Below are 21,138 nucleotides of genomic sequence, written 5' to 3'. Positions count from 1 at the left end.
CCTCACACGGTGCCTCACACGTACACTGCCTATCGTCAGGTCTCCATTCACTCAACGGAGAACTGTTATGCCCAAATTCGTGATCGAACGTGTCATCCCCGGACTCGGCGCCCTCAAGCCCGCCGAGCTGCACTCCATCTCCCAGAAATCGTGCGGCGTGCTGCGCGAACTCGGCCCCGAGGTGCAGTGGGTGCAGAGCTACCTGACGGGAGGCAAGATGTATTGCGTCTACAACGCGGCCAGCGAGGACCTCGTGCGGGAACATGCGCGCAGGGGCGGCTTCCCGGCCGATTCCGTCGCGCGGGTCACCGGCGTCATAGACCCCACCACCGCAGAAGCCTGAGGCCGCGGTGGACGCGCAAGCCCCCAACGACACGCCGCCCCTGGGGCTTGCCATCCACCTGCTGGGCCCGCCGCGTGTCGAGCGGGACGGCCAGCCCTTGCCCGCGCCGCGCGGGCACAAGGTCTGGGGCCTGCTGGCCTACCTGGTGCGCAGCGAAGCGCCGGTCAGCCGCAAGCAGCTGGCGGGGCTGCTGTTCGAAGATGCCGAGGACCCGCTGGCAGCCTTGCGCTGGAATCTCAGTGAGCTGCGGCGCCTGCTGGACAGCGCGGATTTGCGCGGCGACCTGCTGGCGCTTGCGCTGCCGCCCGCGACCTACATCGACCTCGGGGCCGTGCTGTCGGGAAGCTGGGCGCAAGCCCTGTGTGTGCCCGGCCTGGACCGCGAGCTGCTCGAAGGCATGAATTTTTCAGGCAGCCCGGCCTTCGAGGTCTGGCTTGCCACCGAACGCCGTCACCTGCAGGCCGCCGCTGAAGCCGTGCTGCGCGAGGCCGCACTGGCCCGCATGGCCTCCGGCGCCATGGCGGAGGCCGCCACACTGGCCGGCCGGCTGGTGCGCCACAACCCACTGGATGAAAACTACCAGGCCTTGCTGGTGCGCAGTCTGGCCGCTTGCGGCGACGGCGTGGGCGCGGCGCGGCAAGCGGCCGCCTGCCGTGAGCTGTTCCAGCGCGAGCTTGGCGTGCAGCCCGGCGCTACGCTGGAAGCCGCCTTGCGCACGGTCACCGCGACGCCCACCGCGCGGCCGGCCACCGGGCGCGCAGCAGCGCTGGCGCAGCTGGAGGCGGGAGAGGCGGCGATTGGCGCGGGTGCGCTCGACGCCGGCCTTCAATGCCTGCGCCGCGCCATCGTCGAGGCGGACGCCACCGGCGACATGGCCCTGCGCGCCCGCGCCCGGGTGGCCCTGGGCGGCGCGCTGGTGCATGCCGCGCGCGGCCGTGACGAAGAAGGCGCAACGGCGCTCCACGAAGCACTGGAAGTGGGCCAGGACGCCTCCCCCGCGCTCGCCGCGGCGGCTTGCCGCGAGCTAGGCTATGTGGAATTCCTGCGCGGGCGCTACGAGCGCACGCTGGCCTGGCTGCAGCGCGCGGCGCCGCTCGCCAGCAACGACCGTGCTGAGCAGGCGCGCATCGCTACGCTGCACGGCAGCGCGCTCAGCGACACCGCGCACTACGCGGCTGCCATCAGCCTGCTGCGCGAAGCCGAGTCCCTGGGCGCCGCGGCCGGCGACCCCAAACAGCGCGCCTACGCGCTGTCCATGCTGGGGCGCGCACTGCTGCTGCACGGCGAGCTGGACGCCGCCGCCGAGGCGCTGGACCGCTCGGTGGCGCTGGCCCAGGCCGGCTGGACGGCTTTTGTGCCCTGGCCGCAATCGCTGCGCGCAGAAGTCGACCTGCAGCGCGGCGACGTGGAGGCCGCGGCGAATCGTTTTGAGCACGCCTTCGCGCTCGGCTGCCAGATCGGCGACCCTTGCTGGGAAGGCATCGCCGGACGCGGCCTGGGGCGCGTCGCGATGGCCCGCGGCGAACCTCAGCGCGCCGCCGAAATCCTGCTCGACGCGCTGGCGCGCTGCACCCGCCTGCCCGACGCCTACCTGTGGGGCAGAGGCTATGCGCTCGATGCGCTGTGCGGCGTCGCGGTGGCCCAGGCCATGCCCCAGGCCTCGGCCTGGATCAACGAACTGCAGGACCTGGCCGCGCGCAGCGGCATGCGCGAGCTCACGGTGCGCGCCTGCCTGCACCGCGGCGCGCTGGGCGACAGCGCAAGCCTGGCAGCGGCCGCACTGCTCGCGGGGCAGATCGACAACCCCGCGCTGCACACCCTCGCCGGGCTTTGAAGGAGGCTGATGATGAATGCACAACACCCCAAGGACACGGTGTTTCGCGGCGGGACCCAGCGCCTGTTGCCCGGCCAGGCGCTGCGCCTGCCCCGGCGCGGCGGTGAATTAACCGTGTTGCGGGGCCGGCTCTGGCTGACGCGCGGCAAGGACCCGGGCGACCACTTCCTCATGGCCGGCCAGCGTGTGCGCCTTGGGGACCATGAGAATGCGGTGATCGAGCCCGCTGAAAGCACGCGCGGCGTAAGCCTGTACTGGGAGCCCCGCCGTCCTGCCCTGATGGGCGCCTTGCTGGCCCGGCCTCTGAGCGGCGCGGCCTTCCTGGCTTTTCTCGCAGCTCGCGGCTTCGCGTCGCTGGCGCGCGGCGCCGCCGCGGCTGCGAGGCGCGCACGAGGCCAGCAGCCGGTCAGCGATGGCTATGCCGTGTTCGCGGCGCCTGGAAGTGGCAGGCCCGGCGAACCAGGCCGGCGCTGCTGAAGCCCCCGGCCCGAGAAGATCAAGACGCCTGCCGTTGTTGCTCCCTCTCGGCCAGAAGGTCGACAAAGGCCCGCACTTTCGCGGGACGAAAACGCGCGGCAGGAAACACCGCGTGGATGCCGCCCGAAGGCAACCGCCAGTGAGGCAGCACCTCTATGAGGCGGCCGGCCGCGAGATCGCTTGCCGCCGTGTAATCCGGCAGCACTGAAAGCCCAGCACCCTGGCATACGGCTTCGCGCACGGCCAGCGTGGCGTCGAGAAAAATCGAGGCCTGCACAGTCACGGCCTCCCGCTCTGTCTCGTCGAGTGAGAAATTCCAGGCGAGGTGCTCACGCAAGGCGGTGTTGGCAATGAAAGGCAGATGGGCGATGTCTTGCGGACGCGTGAGCCGCTCCACCTGCGCCTTCATGGCCGGTGAGGCCACCAGCAGCTGCCGGAACGAGCCGATTTTTCTGGCCTGCAGGCTGGTTTCCGCCAGCCAGCCGACGCGGATCGACAGTTCGAAGTTGCCGGACATGAGGTCCATGGTCTGGTCGCTCAGGACCGCGTCGACCTTGCACGCAGGATAGCGCTGGGTAAAGGCGGCGATGGCCGGCACCACGACGCCGACGCCATAGTCGAAGGGGGCGGTGAGCCGCAGCATGCCGGAGGGCTCCGCCGAGGTTTCGGCCAGGTCGTCGAAGGCATCCCCGGCCTCGCGCAGGATCAGGGCGCAGCGCTGGTAAAAGGCCTGGCCCAGTTCAGTGGGCTGCACCTTGCGCGTCGTGCGAACGAGCAGCGAGGTGCGGAACTCGCGCTCCAGCCGCGCGACCTGCTGGCTGACCACCGCCTTGGTGATGCCCAGGCGGTCCGCAGCTGCGGTGAATGAACCGGTTTCCACCACCGCCACAAAGTAGGCCAGGCGCCTCAGGCTCCCCAGGCCTCCCAGGTTGCCGTCGTCTTTATTGTTTGCTTTAAACATACATTGTGTTTAGCAGAGATGTCTTTAACAGTCAATGCAGAGTGCCTACCATCACTTTCATTGACTTGAGAAACCTTCAAAAAGCCTTCAAGAACGTATGAACAAGACCCTCCATTACCTGTTCGACCCGCTGTGCGGCTGGTGCTACGGCGCCACGCCGGCGCTCTCCGCGCTGCAGGGCCAGCCCTCCGTCAACGTGGAATTGCTGCCGACCGGCTTGTTCTCGGGCGAGGGTGCAAGGCCCATGGACAGCGAGTTCGCCGCCTATGCCTGGTCCAACGACCAGCGCATAGAACGCCTGACCGGCCAGCGCTTCACCGAGCAGTACCGCCACCAGGTCCTCGGGGATCGCCAGCGGCTTTTCGACAGCGGCCCCGCGACGGTGGCGCTGACGGCCGTGTCCTTGACCGCGCCGGCCCGGGAGCTGGAAGCACTCAAAGCCATACAAAGTGCGCGCTATGTGGACGGCAAGGATGTGACCTCGCTGGAAACCCTGGCCGGCCTTTTGCGGGGGCTGGGCCTTGAAGAGGCCGCCGCCCTGCTCGAGCAGCCGCGTGAGGATCTCCTCGCGGCCAACCGGGCCCGTACCCGCCGGGCACAGGCCTTGATGCAGGAGTTCGGCGCTCGCGGCGTGCCGACCCTGGTTGCCGAATCCGGCGCGAAGCGCTGGGTTGTGAATCACTCGAATTTCTATTCCAACCCAGGTGCGCTGATCGGCGAACTGAAAGCGGCCTGAACCTGCAATCTTTTTTAGTTAACCGTTAGAAGGCAAAAACCATGACAACACGAAGAGAAGCAATCAAAACCGTAGCCGCCGCGGGTGTCGCGACGGCCATCTTAGGAGTGAAAGACGCTATGGCTGCAAATACCAATCTGACCTGGAAACATTTCCCCGCCGGCGAGCACGGATTCTTCCGTGCCCCGGTCCTGATCTCCGGCGACCGAGAGGCCGTCCTGATCGACGGGGGCTTCACGCTTCCCGACGGCAAGGCGCTGGCCGAAGCCATCAAAGCCACGGGCAAAAAACTCACGACCATCTATATCAGCCAGAGCGATCCGGACTACTACTTCAGCCTCGCGCCCATCAAGGCGGCGTTTCCCGACGCCAAGGTGRTCGCCGCGCCGGCCACGATTGCGGCCATCAAAGGCAATGTGGAAAAGAAGCTGGCGACCTGGGGCCCGCAGCTCAAGGAAAACGGCCCGCAGGCCCTGGCCGACGTCGTGATGCCCGAAGCCTTCGACGGCCGGAGTCTGACCCTGGAAGGCCAGGCCCTGGAGATCGTCGACGTCGACGGCCTGGCCAATCGCCGCTACATCTGGGTGCCCTCGCTGAACGCCATCTTCGGCGGCGTGCTGCTGTTCTCCGGCGTTCACGTGTGGACCGCCGACACGCAGGGCGCCGAGGCCCGTGCCGCATGGGTGAAGACGCTTGACGCCATGGCCGCGCGCAAACCCGCCGTGGTCGTCCCCGGCCACATGGCTGTCACGGCGGCGGTGGACGCAAGCGCGATCCAATACACCCGCGACTATCTCGTCGCTTTCGAGGAAGTGCTGGCCAAGGCCGCCGACAGCGGCGCCCTGATCGCGGCCATGACCCGGCGCTACCCGAACGCCGGCATGGGCGTGGCGCTGCAAATCGGCGCCAAGGTCGCCAAGGGCGAAATGAAGTGGGGTTGAAGCCATGATGTCGAACATCGACATCGTCCGCGCGCACTATGCCGCGTCGGCGCAGGGAAACATCGACGCAATGATGGCCCATGTTTCGCCCCAGGTACGCTGGACCGAGATGGCGGGCTTTCCCTGCGCGGGCACCTGGGTCGGGCCGCAAGCGGTTACCGAGAACGTCTTTGCCGTACTGGGTAGGGACTGGATCGGCTACCGCTTCGAACTGCAAAGCCTCATCGACGCTGGCGAGCACATTGTCGGGGTGGGGAGCTACCACGGCACTTACCGCGCCACGGGAAAGGACATGCAGGCCCGCGTGGCCCATGTCTGGCGCCTGGAGGGCGGCAAGGTCACGGCCTTCGAGCAGTTCACCGACACGCTGCTGGTCCGCCAGGCCATGAACGTCGAATAAGACAAAAGGGCCGGGCCTGGGCAAGCCGGCCGGCCAGCCCTGAACGATCTGATCGAAGCCGTCGAATCAGCTGTCGCGCACTTGCGCGCCCGCATTGACGACAGTCGCCTAAAATCCCGGCCGAAAGCAAAAGGTACCGGGAGGCGGCCGCCTCGTTGTTGAATGCAAACATGGCAATAAACCCTCTGGCTGTGGATGACGGGGCAATACACCCCGACACCCGCACATCGCTGTTCCTGCCTTCGCCCTCGCTGGCCGATTGCGTGTGCGCGTATGTGGTGCGCGACACCATGGACGCCCAACTGAGCCCCCAACAAAGCTTCAGCCATCTGCCGGTGTCTCCGCTGGTCAGCATTGTCTGGTTGATTCAAGGTGGAAGATCATCCACGCAGATCAGCGAAGGCGAATGGCCCGCGTCGTCAAGGCGTGTTGTCTTGCGCGGCCCCCGCACGCAGCCCACGGTCTGGCAAAGCCACGGCCCGGCCCTTGGGTTTTCACTGACTATTTTTCCGGATGCGTTTCATGCGCTGACCGATTTGAATGTGACGAGCTTGCTTGATCAGGCCAGGAACCTGCAAACCGTACTTGGCAAAGACTGGCAGCACATGGCGATTGACGTCCTGCGGGCCGGCGACGACCTGGAACGCATTCAAATCATTGAGGCCTTTTTAACGCCTCGCTGGACACCTGTGCGTGCGCCGCGGCCGGTGGCAACGCCGCCGGATGGCCTGTCCTTGTTCAATGACTGGGTCGATGCGGTAGCGCTGCGTGCCTCCGCTTCAACCCTTGGGCAAAGCACGCGCCAACGGGAGCGGCTCATCAAGGGGCAATTGGGACTTCCCATGCGTGCGATCCGCGGGCTGGTCCGCATGGAGTCAACATTGACGCGGGGACACGGCTCCAACGCCTTTGGAGGCCCGTCTTTGGTGGACGTCGCCCATGCGATGGGATTCTCCGACCAGGCGCACTTGTGCCGGGAAGTCAAACGCTACTCGGGCCTGAATCCAACGGATCTGCAGCGTGCCATTGAAACCCAGGAGTCCTACTGGCCTTACCGCTTGAGGCAAGCGCTGAAGGCGCGCTGACGGCTCTGGACCTTGTCCACGGGCCGCAATTCCTGTTGCGTCCAATTCCACCATACGCGCCGCAAATGTCGTTTTGATTCAAGACCGCCTCCTCGCGCTTGCGTAACATCCAAGTCTTTTGTTCGCCCGGCTCGCCCCACCATGCGCTTGCAGATCAGTCCCAAACTTCTCGGCCTCAGCCTGGCCGTGCTGTCCTTTGCCTCTGTGAGCCACGCTCAGGGCGTCTACAAATGGGTGGATGCACAGGGCAAAACCCACTACGACCAGCAGCCGCCCGCCAGCGATAAACCCAGTGAGGCGCTGAAACTGCACAGCAACAGCAGCTTTGGCGGTGACAACAACGGCAAGGTACGCCCCACCGAGTACAACGCCGACGGCACCAAAAAGATTCCCAAAGACGTGCAGGACTTTGCCAAGGGCATGGAAAAGGCCCTGGGAACCAAAGACAGCAAAGAGGTGCCGCTGGACTGCAGCAGCGCGGTCAGGAATGCGCAGGACCAGGCGGATACAGCGCTGGAAGTCAGTGCCAAGAACCTGAAAACCGGCTACATCACCCAGGCAGACTACGACAACAATGCCGCCAGGCTGCGCCGCGCCAAGGCAGAAACCACTGTGGCCGGCTGCCAGTCCGCCACGGGCAAGGACCGCGCCTTCTACCAATGCATGTCCAACGGCAACAACCACTTCACGGCTTGCATCAAGTAGGCAAGCAAGGCGCGAGGTCCCTGGCGCCCGACGGTCCAGTCCATGGGCTCACTCCGGGCAAAGAAAAACCCACCCTTCTTTCGAAGCGCGGGTTTCAAATAAAGCCTGATTTTCAGCCTGGTTTTCTGGCTTAAAACGGAATGTCGTCATCCATGTCGTCAAAACCGCTGGCGGCCTTGGAGGCCGCAGGGGCCTGGCGTGGGGCCGCTGCCGGCGCGCGTGCCGGTGCGGACTGGCGCGGGGCCTCGTAGCCGCCGCCATCATCCCCACCGGGGCCGCCCATGCCCTGGCGGCTGCCCAGCATCTGCATCTGGTCGGCGCGGATTTCGGTGGTGTATTTTTCAATGCCGTCCTTGTCGGTCCACTTGCGCGTGCGCAGCGAGCCTTCGACATAGACCTGCGAACCCTTGCGCAGGTATTGGCCGACGATTTCAGCGAGGCGGCCGTTGAACACCACGCGGTGCCATTCGGTGGCCTCCTTCATTTCGCCGGTCTGCTTGTCTTTCCACTTGTCGGTGGTGGCGATGGTGACGTTGGCGACCTGGTCGCCGCTCGGGAAGCTGCGCATTTCGGGGTCGCGGCCCAGATTGCCGACGACGATGACTTTATTGACGGATGCCATGGGGGTTCTCCTGAGCTGATCTACAGGGCGGGCCTGCTTATTTATGAATACCTACAGTTTAACTGGCCGACCCGGCAGGGCTTCCTCGCCAGTGGCCGTAACGGGCGCATGGCGCCCGGGCGCCCGCATGGGCCAGGCCACCAGCAGCCAGGCCAGCATCAGGCCACCGCACAGCATAAAAAGCCCCGCTGCGCCATGGTTTTTGGTGATCCAGCCGCCTACCGCACCGCCGGCAAAAAAGCCCAGCGACTGCAGGGTGTTGTACACCCCCAGCGCCGCGCCGCGCGCATGCGCGGGCGCCACGCGGGAGGCCAGGCTGGGCTGGGTGGCCTCGAGCACGTTAAAACCGCAGAAAAACAGGAAGAGCAAGGCGGCCAGCAGGCCCAGGCCGTGCGGCCCCGGGCTTGACGACACCGCCCACAGCAGGCCCAGCTGCACCACAAAAACCAGGCCCACGGCCCCCAGGAACACGGCGCGCAGGTAGCCGCGCCGCTCCAGTGGGAACAGCGTCATGCCCATCACCAGGAAGGACGCCAGCACCGCCGGCAGGTAAACCTGCCAGTGGCGGGCCTTGTCGAGACCAGCCGCCACCAGCAGCGCCGGTATCGCCACCCACATGGCCAGTTGCACCGCATGCAACACGAACACGCCGAAGTCCAGCCGCAGCAAGGCCGGGTCTTTGAGCACTTCCAGCACGCTGCCGCGCGGGCGGTTCGCGTGCTCCGCCGGCTCGGGCGGCACCCACCACAGGACCACCGCGATGCCGCCCAAGGCCAGCGCGCCGGTCAGGGCGAACAGGCCATGCAGGCCGATAGAGGCCGCCAGCAGGGGCGCCACGAGCAGCGAGAAGGCGAACATCAGCGCGATGCTGCCGCCTACCAGCGCCATGGCCTTGGTGCGCACCTCGTCGCGCGTGGAATCGGCCAGCAAGGCAGTGACTGCGGCCGAAATGGCGCCCGCGCCCTGCAGCGCCCGGCCCGCCACCAGCCAGTTCAAATCAGGCGCCCAGGCCGCAATAAAGCTGCCCAGGGCAAATACGACCAGGCCGGAAATAATCACGCGTTTGCGGCCCCACCAGTCCGAAGCGATGCCGAAGGGAATCTGCAACAGGCCTTGCGTGAGCCCGTAAATGCCCATGGCCAGGCCGACGCGCGCCGGGTCGTCCCCACCCGGGTATTTGGCCGCTTCCAGCGCAAACACCGGCAGCACCAGGAACAGGCCCAGCATGCGCAGCGCAAAAATCGACGCCAGCGAGGCGCTGGCGCGGCGCTCGGTAGGTGTCATGGGGTAAGACGGGGAGACGGAGGGCTCGGACACGGGATAAACAGGCAAAAAAGACTCAAAACCGGACAAAAGACGGCCCAAATCGGGGGCAAACCGGAACAAACCGGGAATTCGGCCGCCGTGGCGCGGCCCCGTTTAGACCGTGAATAGGTTCTAAGCGGCTATTGTGCTTGAAACGGTGCTTCGGTCTATGATGGAGAGTTTTGCGGCTGCCACATCTTGAACTCTCCTGACGACAGCAAATACCTCGCCTCCCAGGCTGCCGAAGGCCGTCACGTGGCTGAGCCCCCGGCCCGCTACCTGGCCCAGGCGCTGGCGGCGCAGCGCATCAGCATTCGCGGCGCGCGCACGCACAACCTCAAGAACATCGACCTGGACATCCCGCGCAACCAGCTGGTGGTCATCACCGGGCTGAGCGGCTCCGGCAAATCCAGCCTGGCCTTCGACACGCTGTACGCCGAAGGCCAGCGCCGCTACGTCGAAAGCCTGTCCACCTACGCCCGCCAGTTTCTGCAACTGATGGACAAGCCCGACGTCGACATGATCGAGGGCCTGTCGCCCGCGATCTCCATCGAGCAGAAGGCCACCTCGCACAACCCGCGCTCCACCGTGGGTACGGTGACCGAAATCCACGACTACCTGCGCCTGCTGTTCGCACGCGCCGGCACGCCGTTCTGCCCGATTCACGACCTGCCGCTGCAGGCGCAAAGCGTCAGCGAGATGGTCGACACGGTGCTAGCCCTGCCGGAGGACACCAAGCTGATGATCCTGGCGCCGGTGGCGCGCGACCGCAAGGGCGAGTTCGTCGACCTGTTCGCCGAAATGCAGTCCCAGGGTTATGTGCGCTTTCGCGTCGACGGCACGGCCTATGAATTCGACGAGCTGCCCAAACTCAAGAAAACCGAGAAGCACAACATCGACGTGGTGATAGACCGCGTCAAGGTGCGCTCCGACCTGCAGCAGCGCCTGGCCGAAAGTTTTGAAGCCGCGCTGCGCCTGGCCGACGGCAAGGCCATCGCGCTCGAGATGGATGGCGATAAGGAACACCTGTTCAGCGCGAAGTTCTCCTGCCCGGTCTGCGACTATTCGCTCAGCGAGATGGAGCCGCGGCTCTTTTCTTTCAACTCGCCGGTCGGCGCCTGCCCCACCTGCGACGGCCTGGGCCACATGGAGTTTTTCGACCCGGCGCGCGTGGTGGCCTTCCCCTCGCTGAGCCTGGCCAGCGGCGCCGTCAAGGGCTGGGACAGGCGCAACGGTTATTACTTCTCGATGCTGGAAAGCCTGGCCAAGCACTACAAGTTCAACATCGACACGGCCTTTGAGGACTTGCCCGACAACGTGCAGCAGGTCGTGCTGCACGGTTCGGGCGATGAAGAGATCAAGTTCAGCTACGTGATGGACTCGGGCAACTTCGCCGGCAAGAAGATCAGCAAGAAGCACCCCTTCGAAGGCGTGATCACCAACTTCGAGCGCCGCTACCGCGAGACCGACTCCGCCGCCGTGCGCGAGGAACTCGCCCGCTACCGCAGTGTGCAGCCCTGTCCTGACTGCGAAGGCACGCGGCTGCGCACCGAAGCGCGCCACGTCTACCTGGTCAGCGCGCCTGAGGGCGGCGCCAAGCCCGAACGCAAAGCGATCTACGAGATCAGCCACGCCACTTTGCGCGAAAGCTTTGCGTATTTCAGCGTCCTCAAGATGGAAGGCGCCAAGGCCGAGATTGCCGCCAAGGTGGTGCGCGAAATCGGCCTGCGCCTGAAATTCCTCAACGACGTGGGCCTCAACTACCTGAGCCTGGACCGCAGCGCCGAGACGCTGTCGGGCGGCGAATCGCAGCGCATACGCCTGGCCTCGCAGATAGGCTCGGGCCTGACCGGCGTGATGTATGTGCTCGACGAGCCCAGCATAGGCCTGCACCAGCGCGACAACGACCGCCTGATCGGCACGCTCAAGCATTTGCGCGACATCGGCAACAGCGTGCTGGTGGTCGAGCACGACGAAGACATGATCCGCGCGGCCGACCACGTCATCGACATGGGGCCGGGCGCCGGCATCCATGGCGGGCGCGTGATGGCCCAGGGCACCTTTGACGAAGTGAAGAACAACCCCGACTCGCTGACGGGTAAGTACCTGGCGCAGACACTGAAGATCGCCGTACCCAAGCGCCGCACGCCCTGGCTGCCGACGGTGAAGGCGGTGGAAGCGGCCGAGAAGAAAAAAGCCTCGCGCTTTCCGCAAAGCCCGGCCGCCGAACGCCGCGCAGCGCGCGAGGCCGTGCACCAGGCCACGTTGGGCGACATGCAGGCGCTGCGCGTCATCAACGCAACCGGCCACAACCTCAAGGGCGTGAGCGTCGAGTTTCCGGTAGGCCTCCTGACCTGCGTGACCGGCGTTTCCGGTTCGGGCAAGTCCACGCTGGTCAACGACACGCTGTACGCCGCCGTGGCCCGCACGCTGTACCGCGCGCACGAAGAGCCCGCCGCGCACGAATCGATCGAAGGCATAGAACATTTCGACAAGGTCATCAACGTTGACCAGTCGCCGATAGGCCGCACGCCGCGCAGCAACCCGGCCACCTACACCGGCCTCTTCACGCCGATACGCGAACTGATGGCCGAGATGAACACGGCGCGCGAACGCGGCTACGGCGCAGGGCGCTTTTCCTTCAACGTCGCCGGGGGCCGCTGCGAGGCCTGCCAGGGCGACGGTGTGGTCAAGGTCGAAATGCACTTCCTGCCCGACGTGTACGTACCCTGCGACGTCTGCAAGGGCATGCGCTACAACCGCGAAACCCTGGAAGTGCAATACAAGGGCAAGAACATCGCGCAGATCCTGGACCTCACGGTCGAGGTCGCGGCCGAGTTCTTCAAGGCCGTGCCCACCATCGCGCGCAAGCTGCAGACCTTGCTGGATGTGGGACTGTCCTACATCAAGCTGGGCCAGGCTGCGACCACGCTCTCGGGCGGCGAGGCGCAACGCGTCAAGCTCGCGCTGGAACTGAGCAAGCGCGACACCGGCCGCACGCTCTACATCCTCGATGAACCGACGACAGGCCTGCACTTCGCCGACATCGACCTGCTGCTCAAGGTGCTGCACCAGCTGCGCGACGCCGGCAACACGATTGTCGTGATCGAGCACAACCTGGACGTCATCAAGACGGCCGACTGGCTGGTCGACATGGGCCCCGAAGGCGGAGCCGGCGGCGGCACCGTCGTGGGCGTGGGCACGCCGGAAGACATCGCGGCCAACCCGGCCAGCCATACCGGGCGCTATCTCGCGCGCCTGCTTTAGAGTCGCTCAAAAACCCTCCTGGCGTTGTTGCAGCCGCCTTGCCGTGCTGGTGCACTGTCTGCGGCGGCGCGCCTAGCCAGGACCGCTTCGCTGGGTTTTGTGAGCAGCTCCTGGCTCCGAGCCACTTTTTTCTTTCTTTTCAACGGATTCCGGTTTGAACAGCTCCGCCTTTTTCACCCAGCGCAAAATCGTTTTCCTGCTGGCCTCGCTGTGCTGCCTGCTCTGGGGCAGCGCCTATCCGGCGATCAAGAACGGCTATGCGCTGTTCCATATCGCCGCCGATGACATTCCCTCCAAGCTGGTGTTCGCGGGCTGGCGCTTTATTTTTGCCGGACTGGTGCTGCTGGTGTTCGCCCTCTTGAGCCGCAAGCCGGTGTTCCAGCTCGACAGGCGCACCTTCGGCCAGGTCACCATCGTCGGCCTGACGCAGACCAGCCTGCAGTATGTGTTTTTCTACATCGGCCTGGCCTACGCAACCGGCGTGAAGAGTTCCATCATGAACGCCACCGGCACTTTTTTCAGCGTGCTGCTCGCGCACTACATCTACAAGAACGACAGGCTCAGCTTCAACAAGGTGCTGGGTTGCGTGGTGGGATTTGCGGGCGTGATGGTGGTGAACTTCAGCGAAAGCCTGCTCAGCTTCGACTTCACGCTGCTGGGTGAAGGCTTTGTCGTGATCGCTGCCTTTGTACTCTCGGCCGCCAGCATCTACGGCAAAAAAGTCTCCCAGCGCGTGGACTCGGTCGTGCTGACTGGCTGGCAACTGGCGATCGGCGGCCTCGCCCTGCTGATCATCGGTTTTGCCACCGGCGGTTCACTGACGGGCTTCAGCCTCAAGTCCACCCTGCTGATGGTGTACCTCGTGGTGCTGTCATCGGCCGCGTTTTCGCTGTGGACGATTTTGCTGAAGTACAACCGGGTCAGCATGATCACGGTGTTCAACTTCATGGTTCCGATTTTTGGGACCATGTTGTCGGCGGTGTTTCTGGATGAGAGCTTTCTCGAGTGGAAGAATGGGGTGGCGTTGGTGTTGGTTTGTTATGGGATTTGGTTGGTGACGAAAGAAGAGAGGATTGCTTAGCCGGGTCTTGCGCCGGCTTGCGCGCTTGTGCCTTTTGCATAGGCTTGCTGGCCGGGTCTCGCCCCGGCGGGCGACTTACTTTCTTTTGCTTCGCCAAAAGAAAGTAAGCAAAGAAAAGGCGACCCGCAGTCTGGGTCCCTACGCTTCGCTTCGGGCAACCTGCGGTGCTCGAGCCAAGCGGGGTCAAAAACAACTCGCTTCGCTCAGACACGTTTTTGCCCTGATCCGCTTGTCTCTGCGCTCCTCGGCCCAGCCAGGACGGGGCAATCGGGAGCGGGGACAAAAACCAAAGAACCARYACAAAGACAAACAAGGACACGCCRTGGCGTGTCCTTGTGGTTTCAGGTATTCRGGGTTKTGTCTTCGGCTGTTTGGCTGTTCGGTATCCGGGCCCCTTGTGTATGCGCCGAGGAGCGCAGGTCCAGACGGACAAGGGCAAAAACGTGTCTGAGCGAAGCGAGTTGTTTTTGACCCCGTCTGGACCGAGCACCGCAGGCTGCCCCGTAGCGAAGCGAAGGGGACGCAGACACCAGGGTCGCCTTTTCTTTTGCTTACTTTTCTTTTGGCGAAGCAAAAGAAAAGTGAGTAGCTGCCGGGCTACCCCCGGCCAACCACCCTCAGCAGAGTAAGCAGACAGACGAAGAGAGGAGAAGGAGAGAGGGGGGAGAGCGCGCCCGCCGGCGCAAGACCCGGCCCAAGAGCTACCAGGCCAATCAGCTCAATTGGCCGCAGTGAACCGACGCCTCACATGCCGAGGCGTCTCAATCTCATCCACAATCGCCACGGCCAAATCGGCCACCGAGATGCCGGCGGGCTTATCCCCCTGTCCGGACAGCAGTTCGTCAGCGCCGAGGCGGTACTTGCCCGTACGCTCGCCGGGCGCCAACCCAATGGGAGGCGAGACAAAACTCCAGTCCAGCGAGGTTTCGAGCTTGAGCTGGTTGAGGGCTTCGCGCGCGGCCAGCGCGCCCTGCTTGTATTCGGCGGGGAACTGCGGCGTGTCCACCAGTTGCAGGCCGGGCGCCACATACAGGCTGCCCGCGCCGCCCACCACCAGCAGGCGCTTCACGCCGGCCTGTTTGACGCCGTCCACGATGGCTTTGCTGGCCTGCAGGTGCAGGTCATAAATTTTGGGTTCGCCCCAGCCGGGGTTGTAGGCGCTGATGACGGCGTCGTGGCCGGCCACGGCCTTGGCAACCTGGTCGGCGTCCAGCGCGTCGGCGGCAACGACCTTGAGGGCTGTTTGCGGCGCGACTTTGCCGGGGTTGCGGGCCAGCACCGTGACCTTGTGGCCGCGGCCCAGCAGTTCGGAAAGAATCGGTGCGCCTACAAAACCGGTGGCGCCTATGAGTGCGATGTTCATAATGGAAATTGCCCTGTGGTTGAAAGAAGCTGTTAGTTTGATTGCTTCACAAGCAGCTGAATAGACGGCAAAATTCAACAACACTATGAAGTACAACTAATCAATGAGTGATAGATCCCTGGACCAGCTCAAGCGCATGGCCGTCTTTGCCGAGGTGGTGGCGGCGGGCTCGCTGACGGCGGCGGCGCGCCGCCTGGGCATGACGCCTTCGGCCGTGAGCCAGCATTTGCGCCAGCTCGAGCAGGCGCTGGGCCTGGCGCTGCTGCACCGCTCGACGCGGCGCATCACCTTGACCGAGGCCGGCGAGCGCTACCACGCCGGTTGCGCGACCATGGTGGGCGCCGCGCGCGAGGCCGAGCAGGCACTGGTGCGCCTGCGCGACGAACCCGAGGGCGAACTGCGCCTGACAGCGCCTGTCGGCTTTGGCAGCCTGCTGGCAGCGGCGCTGGCGCCGCTACGCGGGCATCCCAAACTCACACTGTGCCTGCTGCTGGACGACACGCTGATCGACCTGGTTGAAGAGCGCATAGACATCGCTTTGCGCGTCGGCTCGTTGGCGGACTCATCCCTGGTGGCACGCAAGCTCGGCGTCATGAAGCGCCAGCTTTGCGCTTCCCCGGCCTACCTGGCTGAACGCGGCTGGCCCGCGCATCCAAGAGACCTGCTGCAGCACGACTGGCTGGCGAGCAAGCCGCAAACCGCCGGCGTCGACATGCTGGAACTCACGGGGCCGGAGGGGGAGCGGCAAACCCTGCGGCTGGAGCCGCGCGTGCAGGCATCGCAGGTATCGGCGCTGCATGCGCTATACCTCGCGGGCTGGGGCATAGGCATGGCGGTGAGCGAGGACGATCGCACGGCGCTGGCCGAGGGCCGTTTGCTGCCGATACTTCCAGGCTGGCGCATGACGGATGTGCCGGTGTATGCCGTCACGCCGCGCCGCGGCGAGCAACCGGCCAAGGTGCGCTACACGCTGGAGCTGCTGGCAGCCTGGTTTGGCGAGGTGCAGGCCGCCAACCTCAAGCCTGCTGCGGGCGCGGCCTGAACACCAGCCCGCCCAGCATCACACAGGCCAGCGCGGCCACCACGAAAGCCACACCGGCCCATTGCCAGGGCGTGACGACCTCGCCCAGCACCAGCATGCCGGTGGCCAGCCCGACGACAGGCACACCCAGGCTGAAAGGCGCAACGCGGTTCGCCGGGTGGCGCTTGAGAAGGTTGGTCCACAGGCCGTAGCCCAGGATGGTGGCGGCCCAGCCCAGGTAAGCCACGGCGGCCCAGCTCGACGCGCGTGCCTCCAGCCAATGCCAGCGCAGGGGCTCGGGGTCAAAAGCCCAGGACAGCGCGGCAAAGGGCAGCACCGCGACCAGACTGCTCCACACCACAAAAGCCAGCGGCGAATAGTCCTTGTAAGTCTGCTGCACGCGGCGCGCCACGATGTTGGACATGGCCCACATGGCCGCCGCGCACAGCGTGAGCACAAAGCCCAGCGGCGTGGTGGCGCTGCTGCCGTCCGTGCCCACGTAGTTGAGCGCGAAGCAGGCCAGGCCCAGGGCCGCGAGCGCCAGGCCGGCCTGCAGCGGGCGGCTGGCGCGCTCATGCAGCAGCACAAAACCGAACAGCGCCGTCCAGAACACCTGGGTCTGCTGCAACACCGAGGCCAGTGCCGCCGTCATGCCGACCTTGAGCGCGAGAAACAAAATGCCGAATTGCCCCACACCCTGGAAGAGGCCATAAAACACAATCCACTTCCACGCGATCTTGGGCGGGCGTATCAGCAGCACCAAGGGTAGGGCGGCGAACACATAGCGGGCGGTGCCCAATTGGAAAGGCGTGAAGTCGCGCAGCGCGAATTTCATGACCACAAAATTGACGCCCCACAGCACGACCACGGTGAGGGCGGCCGCCAGGTCGCGGCCCGTCAGGGCGTTGTGTTGCATCAGCGGGACCGGGCGCAGCTCAGGACGGCTGCATGCTGCGCGCGGCGTCCAGGTGCGCCTTGACGCGCTGGGCCAGCGCGACGTCGCCGGGGGTCTCGGGCCGCCATTCCTGGGCGGGCAAGGCTTTGCCGTCCAGGTCCACCGCGACAAACACCACCAGGCATTCGGTGATCACCGCCATCTGCCCGACTTTCATGTCACCCGCGCGCACTTCCACCGAGATGTTCATGCTGGTCTTGCCGGTATAGGCCAGGCGCGCTTCGACTTCGACCAGGTCGCCGATCATGATGGGGCGCTGGAAGCGGATGCTGCCCACCGAGACAGTGACGCAATAGCGCTTGGCCCAGCTGGTGGCACAGGCATAACCGGCCTCGTCAATCCATTTCATGACGGTGCCGCCGTGGACTTTGCCGCCGAAATTGACGGTGCTAGGTTCGGCCAAAAAGCGAAGCGTGATGGAGGACATGGGGAGCTGCCGGTGGTTGTGGGGTGTTCAGGTGTGCTGCCAGGCGATGGCGGCGACGCGCATCATATTGTCGCCCATCACGCCCTCGATCTCGGCCGCACTCAAGCCCACGCGCCGCAGCGCCTCAGGCAACAAGCGCCAAGTCTCCACCGGCGTGTAGCTCATGCGCTGCACGCTGCGGTCATAACCGGCAGCCTTGGGCCACCAGTAATTCGGGTCGTAATCGCCGGGCGGGTTGTCGTTGAGTTCGTCCTGCCGGAAGCTGATGTCCAGGCCTATGCCCACATGCTGCGCGCCCACCAGGCCGGCCACATAGGCCACATGCCGCGCCATATCGCCGGCATTCGGCGTGTTGGTGCCCAGGAAGGCCGAGACGCCGGAGATGCAGACCACGCCGCCGGTCGAGGCACATGCGCGTATCTGCTCGTCACTGATGTTGCGGCCGTGCTCCACCAGCGCCAGCGGGTTGGCGTGGCTGAAGATCACGGGCTTTGACGAAGCCGCCATGATGTCCAGGCTGCAGCGCCGGCCGGTGTGCGAGCAGTCCATCAGCAGGCCGGCCGCATTGACGGACCGCACCATGCGCACGCCCAGCGGCGTGAGGCCGCGCGCCTCGTCATGGCAACCGTCGGCCACGCTGTTATTGCGGTTGTAGGCAAAGTGGATCTGCCGCACGCCGAGCTCGCGGTAGAGCACCACCATCTCGGGCTGCTCCTGCAGCGGTATCGCGCCTTCGAGGTCGAAGCCGATGGCGAGCCGGCCCGCCGCGGCGGCTTCGCGGATCTCATCCACACTGGAGACCAGGCTGTAGCGGCCGGGGTTGGCGGCGATTTTCGCGCGGAAGGCGGCGATCACCGCCATGATTTGCGCCACCGGGTTCATGTCCATGCCGACATTGACGGAGACATAGTTGACGCCCGCGGCGCGCAGTTCGTCCATGGGCGAAAAGTCGGCCTCCGGGTGCAGTGGCAGGCAGGCATGGGCTTCCCAGTTGATCATGATGATGTCGCCTATGTAAGAGAGAAATTAAATCACGCGGCCCGTCGGCACGCCAGGGGTCGGCAGCAATTACGCGGCGGCCGCGGCGCGGCGCTTGAAGCCGGTGGAGGCCTCCATCAGGCTCAGCGTGTAGGCATTGGTGGCCTGGTGGGCCGCCAGGTCGGCCGAGGGCAGCATCTCTACCGTCCGGCCGCGCTGCATCACCATGAGCCGCTCACACAGGTGGGTGACGACGGCCAGGTCGTGGCTCACCATGATAAAAGTCAGGCCGCGCCGGCGGCGCAACTCTTCCAGCAGGTTGAGCACCTCGGCCTGCACCGAGGCGTCCAGGGCCGATGTCGGTTCGTCGAGCAGCAGGATTTGCGGCTCCAGAATCAGCGCGCGCGCAATCGCGATGCGCTGGCGCTGCCCGCCCGAGAGCTGGTGCGGGTAGCGAAAACGAAAGCCCGTACCCAGGCCGACTTCTTCAAGCGCGCGTTCTATGCGCACCTCCGCATCCAGGATACCGTGGATGGCCAGCGGCTCGGCCAGGATGCGATCCACCGTGTGGCGCGGGTGCAGCGAGCCATACGGGTCCTGGAACACCATTTGCACCTGCCGCCTGAAGGCTTTGCTGCCGGGCGCGCTGTCCTGGCCCAGCAGCCGGACCGTGCCGGCCGTGCGCGGCGCCAGGCCGCAGATGGCGCGCAGCACCGTGGATTTTCCCGAGCCCGATTCGCCGACGATGCCAAAGCTTTCGCCGGGGCTCACGGTGAAGGAGGTGTCGGCGACCGCGACGAAACCGTCGTACACCACGCGCAGGCCGCTGACCTCAAGGCCCAGCGATACGGCAGAGGCCGATGCGTTCACAGCGCCCACTCCGGTTTCCGGTCCAGCACGGCCAGCGGATGCGTGGAGGCGCCCAGCCGCGGCAGGCAGGCCATGAGGCCGCGCGTATAGGGATGCTGCGCACTCGCCAGGCCGCCGGCGGCGAGTTCTTCCACCACACGGCCCGCGTACATCACGAGGATGCGGTCGCAGAAGGTGGACACCAGCCGCAGGTCGTGCGAGACCAATATCAGGCCCATGCCGCGTTCGGCCACCAGCGTGTCGAGGATGGACAGCACCTGGAGCTGCACCGTCACGTCCAGGGCCGAAGTGGGCTCGTCGGCGATCAGCAGGTCGGGGTCGGCGATCAGCATCATGGCGATCATCGCGCGCTGGCCCATGCCGCCCGAGACCTCATGCGGGTAGAGCTTGAAGACGCGCGCAGGGTCGTCAATGCGCACCGACTCGAGCGCGGCCAGCGCGCGCTTCCTGGCCTCGGCCGACGAGACGCACGTGTGGGCCTGCAGCGTTTCCACGATCTGCGCGCCTATGGTCATGACCGGGTTCAGCGAAAACTTCGGGTCCTGCAGCACCATGGCGATGCGGCCGCCGCGCAGCGCGCGGCGTTGCGCCGGCGCGCAGTTGAGCAGGTCCGTTCCGGAAAATTCCAGGCGTTGGGCGCTGATGCGGCCTTCGGGCGCGGTCAACCCCATGATGGCGCGGCCGGTTTGCGACTTTCCTGATCCCGACTCACCGACAATGCCCAGTCGTTCACGCCCCAGCGTGAAGGACACGCCGCGCACCGCCTCGGTCATGCCGCCGTCACGGCGCGGAAAGCTGACCCGCAGGTCGTCTACAACCAGCAAAGGGGCGTTGGAAGCGGCGGTCATTTGGCAGCCTTCGGGTCCAGCGCGTCGCGCAGGCCGTCGCCCAGCAGGTTGAAGGCCAGGCTCACGACAAAAATCGCCGCACCGGGCGCGGCCGCCACCCACCACTGGTCCAGCACATACAGGCGGCCGTTGGCGATCATCGCGCCCCACTCCGGCATGGGCGGCTGCGCGCCCAGGCCCAGGAAGCCCAGGCCGGCCGCCGTCAGGATGATGCCGGCCATGTCCAGCGTGACACGCACAATCACCGAGGACAGGCACAGCGGCATGATGTGGCCGAGCACGATGCGCCAGGGCGAGGCGCCCAGCAGCTGCACGGCGGCGATATAGTCGGTCTGGCGAATCGTCAGTGTCTCGGCCCGCGCCATGCGCGCATAAGGCGGCCAGGAGGTAATGGCGATGGCGATCACCGCGTTCTGTATGCCGGGCCCCAGCGCGGCGACAAAAGCCAGCGCCAGGATAAGGCGCGGAAACGCGAGAAAGATGTCGGTGATGCGCATCAGCACCGCGTCGACCCAGCCGCCGGCATAACCGGCCACGGTGCCGACAATCAGGCCCAGCGGCGCGGCCAGCACCGCCACCAGGATCACCACCATCAGCGTGATGCGTGAGCCTATGATGATGCGCGAAAAAATGTCGCGCCCCTGGTCGTCGGTGCCGAACCAGTGCGTCCACGAGGGCGGCAGCAGCCGTGTGGTGCGCAGGTCGCCGGTATAGGCCGAGTAAGGCGTCAGCAGATCGGCAAATATCGCGACCAGAATCAGCGCCACAACGATGAGCAAACCCAGCATGGCCAGCCGGTTGCGCGAAAAATCGCGGCAGCCGTGGTAGACCCGGCCCATAAAGGCCTGGCGGCGCGAGGTGGGCCTGTCGGTACTGAGCCAGTCGCGCAAGGATGCACTTTTTGAGGTCACAAGGAGAC

General features: G+C 65.5%; 21 protein-coding genes. 11 read left to right on the top strand and 10 right to left on the bottom strand.

What is annotated here, in order from left to right:
• Positions 1 to 67: 67 nt before the first annotated feature.
• Genes AC1DXS_RS00540 through AC1DXS_RS00530 form a run of 3 tightly spaced genes read left to right on the top strand, consistent with a single transcriptional unit; the run spans position 68 to position 2,654 of the window.
• A complete protein-coding gene (locus tag AC1DXS_RS00540) occupies positions 68 to 343 on the top strand; it encodes a DUF4242 domain-containing protein (protein ID WP_477735645.1) in 276 nt (91 codons plus the stop codon).
• Between the two features lie 7 nt (positions 344 to 350).
• A complete protein-coding gene (locus tag AC1DXS_RS00535) occupies positions 351 to 2,177 on the top strand; it encodes an AfsR/SARP family transcriptional regulator (RefSeq protein ID WP_477735644.1) in 1,827 nt (608 codons plus the stop codon).
• A 12-nt stretch (positions 2,178 to 2,189) separates the two neighbouring features.
• Positions 2,190 to 2,654, top strand: a complete 465-nt coding sequence (locus AC1DXS_RS00530; RefSeq protein ID WP_477735643.1) for a DUF2917 domain-containing protein — start codon at positions 2,190 to 2,192, stop codon at positions 2,652 to 2,654.
• Positions 2,655 to 2,673: 19 nt separating this feature from the next.
• Here the strand turns inward: AC1DXS_RS00530 and AC1DXS_RS00525 are convergent, their stop codons facing one another.
• Entirely contained in the window at positions 2,674 to 3,615 is a 942-nt protein-coding gene (locus AC1DXS_RS00525) for a LysR family transcriptional regulator (protein WP_477735642.1), read from the bottom strand.
• Between the two features lie 97 nt (positions 3,616 to 3,712).
• On the opposite strand from AC1DXS_RS00525, the gene AC1DXS_RS00520 reads away from it, so the two are divergent.
• From AC1DXS_RS00520 to AC1DXS_RS00500, 5 genes are all read left to right on the top strand, one after another.
• A complete protein-coding gene (locus AC1DXS_RS00520; protein WP_477735641.1) occupies positions 3,713 to 4,351 on the top strand; it encodes a DsbA family protein in 639 nt (212 codons plus the stop codon).
• Positions 4,352 to 4,392: 41 nt separating this feature from the next.
• The gene (locus AC1DXS_RS00515; protein WP_477735640.1) at positions 4,393 to 5,292 is read left to right on the top strand and encodes an MBL fold metallo-hydrolase; all 900 of its coding nucleotides are present in this window, start codon (positions 4,393 to 4,395) and stop codon (positions 5,290 to 5,292) included.
• Between the two features lie 4 nt (positions 5,293 to 5,296).
• Positions 5,297 to 5,692, top strand: a complete 396-nt coding sequence (locus AC1DXS_RS00510; RefSeq protein WP_477735639.1) for a nuclear transport factor 2 family protein — start codon at positions 5,297 to 5,299, stop codon at positions 5,690 to 5,692.
• 170 nt (positions 5,693 to 5,862) lie between these two features.
• The gene (locus AC1DXS_RS00505) at positions 5,863 to 6,777 is read left to right on the top strand and encodes a helix-turn-helix domain-containing protein (RefSeq protein ID WP_477735638.1); all 915 of its coding nucleotides are present in this window, start codon (positions 5,863 to 5,865) and stop codon (positions 6,775 to 6,777) included.
• A gap of 141 nt (positions 6,778 to 6,918) precedes the next feature.
• Positions 6,919 to 7,482 (top strand): DUF4124 domain-containing protein, encoded by a 564-nt coding sequence (locus AC1DXS_RS00500; protein WP_477735637.1) that lies wholly within the window; start codon positions 6,919 to 6,921, stop codon positions 7,480 to 7,482.
• Between the two features lie 130 nt (positions 7,483 to 7,612).
• Here the strand turns inward: AC1DXS_RS00500 and ssb are convergent, their stop codons facing one another.
• Both ssb and AC1DXS_RS00490 read right to left on the bottom strand, forming a co-directional pair.
• Positions 7,613 to 8,104, bottom strand: coding sequence for a single-stranded DNA-binding protein (ssb, locus tag AC1DXS_RS00495; protein ID WP_477735636.1), 492 nt, complete (start codon positions 8,102 to 8,104; stop codon positions 7,613 to 7,615).
• 51 nt (positions 8,105 to 8,155) lie between these two features.
• Entirely contained in the window at positions 8,156 to 9,388 is a 1,233-nt protein-coding gene (locus AC1DXS_RS00490) for an MFS transporter (protein WP_477735803.1), read from the bottom strand.
• A 219-nt stretch (positions 9,389 to 9,607) separates the two neighbouring features.
• Between AC1DXS_RS00490 and uvrA the strand changes: the two genes are divergently transcribed.
• The gene (gene uvrA / locus AC1DXS_RS00485; RefSeq protein WP_477735635.1) at positions 9,608 to 12,676 is read left to right on the top strand and encodes an excinuclease ABC subunit UvrA; all 3,069 of its coding nucleotides are present in this window, start codon (positions 9,608 to 9,610) and stop codon (positions 12,674 to 12,676) included.
• Between the two features lie 154 nt (positions 12,677 to 12,830).
• Entirely contained in the window at positions 12,831 to 13,757 is a 927-nt protein-coding gene (locus tag AC1DXS_RS00480; protein WP_477735634.1) for a DMT family transporter, read from the top strand.
• A gap of 718 nt (positions 13,758 to 14,475) precedes the next feature.
• Here AC1DXS_RS00480 and AC1DXS_RS00475 read toward each other — a convergent pair.
• Positions 14,476 to 15,120 carry an NAD(P)-dependent oxidoreductase gene (locus AC1DXS_RS00475; protein ID WP_477735633.1) on the bottom strand — a complete coding sequence of 215 codons (645 nt, stop codon included), beginning with the start codon at positions 15,118 to 15,120 and terminating at the stop codon, positions 14,476 to 14,478.
• A gap of 103 nt (positions 15,121 to 15,223) precedes the next feature.
• Here AC1DXS_RS00475 and AC1DXS_RS00470 point away from each other — a divergent pair, with 103 nt between their 5' ends.
• Positions 15,224 to 16,162: a LysR family transcriptional regulator gene (locus AC1DXS_RS00470; protein ID WP_477735632.1), complete on the top strand. Its 939-nt coding sequence runs from the start codon at positions 15,224 to 15,226 to the stop codon at positions 16,160 to 16,162.
• On the opposite strand, the gene AC1DXS_RS00465 is transcribed toward AC1DXS_RS00470, so the two are convergent.
• The 6 genes from AC1DXS_RS00465 to nikC form a co-directional block, all read right to left on the bottom strand.
• Complete coding sequence (locus tag AC1DXS_RS00465; RefSeq protein ID WP_477735631.1) at positions 16,137 to 17,057, bottom strand: EamA family transporter; 921 nt, start codon at positions 17,055 to 17,057, stop codon at positions 16,137 to 16,139. The genes AC1DXS_RS00470 and AC1DXS_RS00465 overlap by 26 nt on opposite strands.
• Positions 17,058 to 17,076: 19 nt before the next feature.
• Positions 17,077 to 17,523 (bottom strand): acyl-CoA thioesterase, encoded by a 447-nt coding sequence (locus tag AC1DXS_RS00460; RefSeq protein ID WP_477735630.1) that lies wholly within the window; start codon positions 17,521 to 17,523, stop codon positions 17,077 to 17,079.
• Between the two features lie 27 nt (positions 17,524 to 17,550).
• Complete coding sequence (locus AC1DXS_RS00455; RefSeq protein ID WP_477735629.1) at positions 17,551 to 18,522, bottom strand: dipeptidase; 972 nt, start codon at positions 18,520 to 18,522, stop codon at positions 17,551 to 17,553.
• Between the two features lie 69 nt (positions 18,523 to 18,591).
• Positions 18,592 to 19,344: an ABC transporter ATP-binding protein gene (locus AC1DXS_RS00450; protein WP_477735802.1), complete on the bottom strand. Its 753-nt coding sequence runs from the start codon at positions 19,342 to 19,344 to the stop codon at positions 18,592 to 18,594.
• Between the two features lie 23 nt (positions 19,345 to 19,367).
• On the bottom strand, positions 19,368 to 20,219 hold the full coding sequence (locus tag AC1DXS_RS00445; protein WP_477735628.1) for an ABC transporter ATP-binding protein: 852 nt from the start codon (positions 20,217 to 20,219) through the stop codon (positions 19,368 to 19,370).
• A complete protein-coding gene (nikC, locus tag AC1DXS_RS00440) occupies positions 20,216 to 21,130 on the bottom strand; it encodes a nickel transporter permease (protein ID WP_477735627.1) in 915 nt (304 codons plus the stop codon). The genes AC1DXS_RS00445 and nikC overlap by 4 nt, the downstream gene beginning before the upstream one ends.
• Positions 21,131 to 21,138 lie beyond the last annotated feature (8 nt).

Source organism: Polaromonas sp. P3_B1, assembly GCF_056402935.1.
The sequence above is the reverse complement of the archived record's forward strand: the minus strand, read 5'-3'. Positions and strand labels throughout refer to the sequence as shown.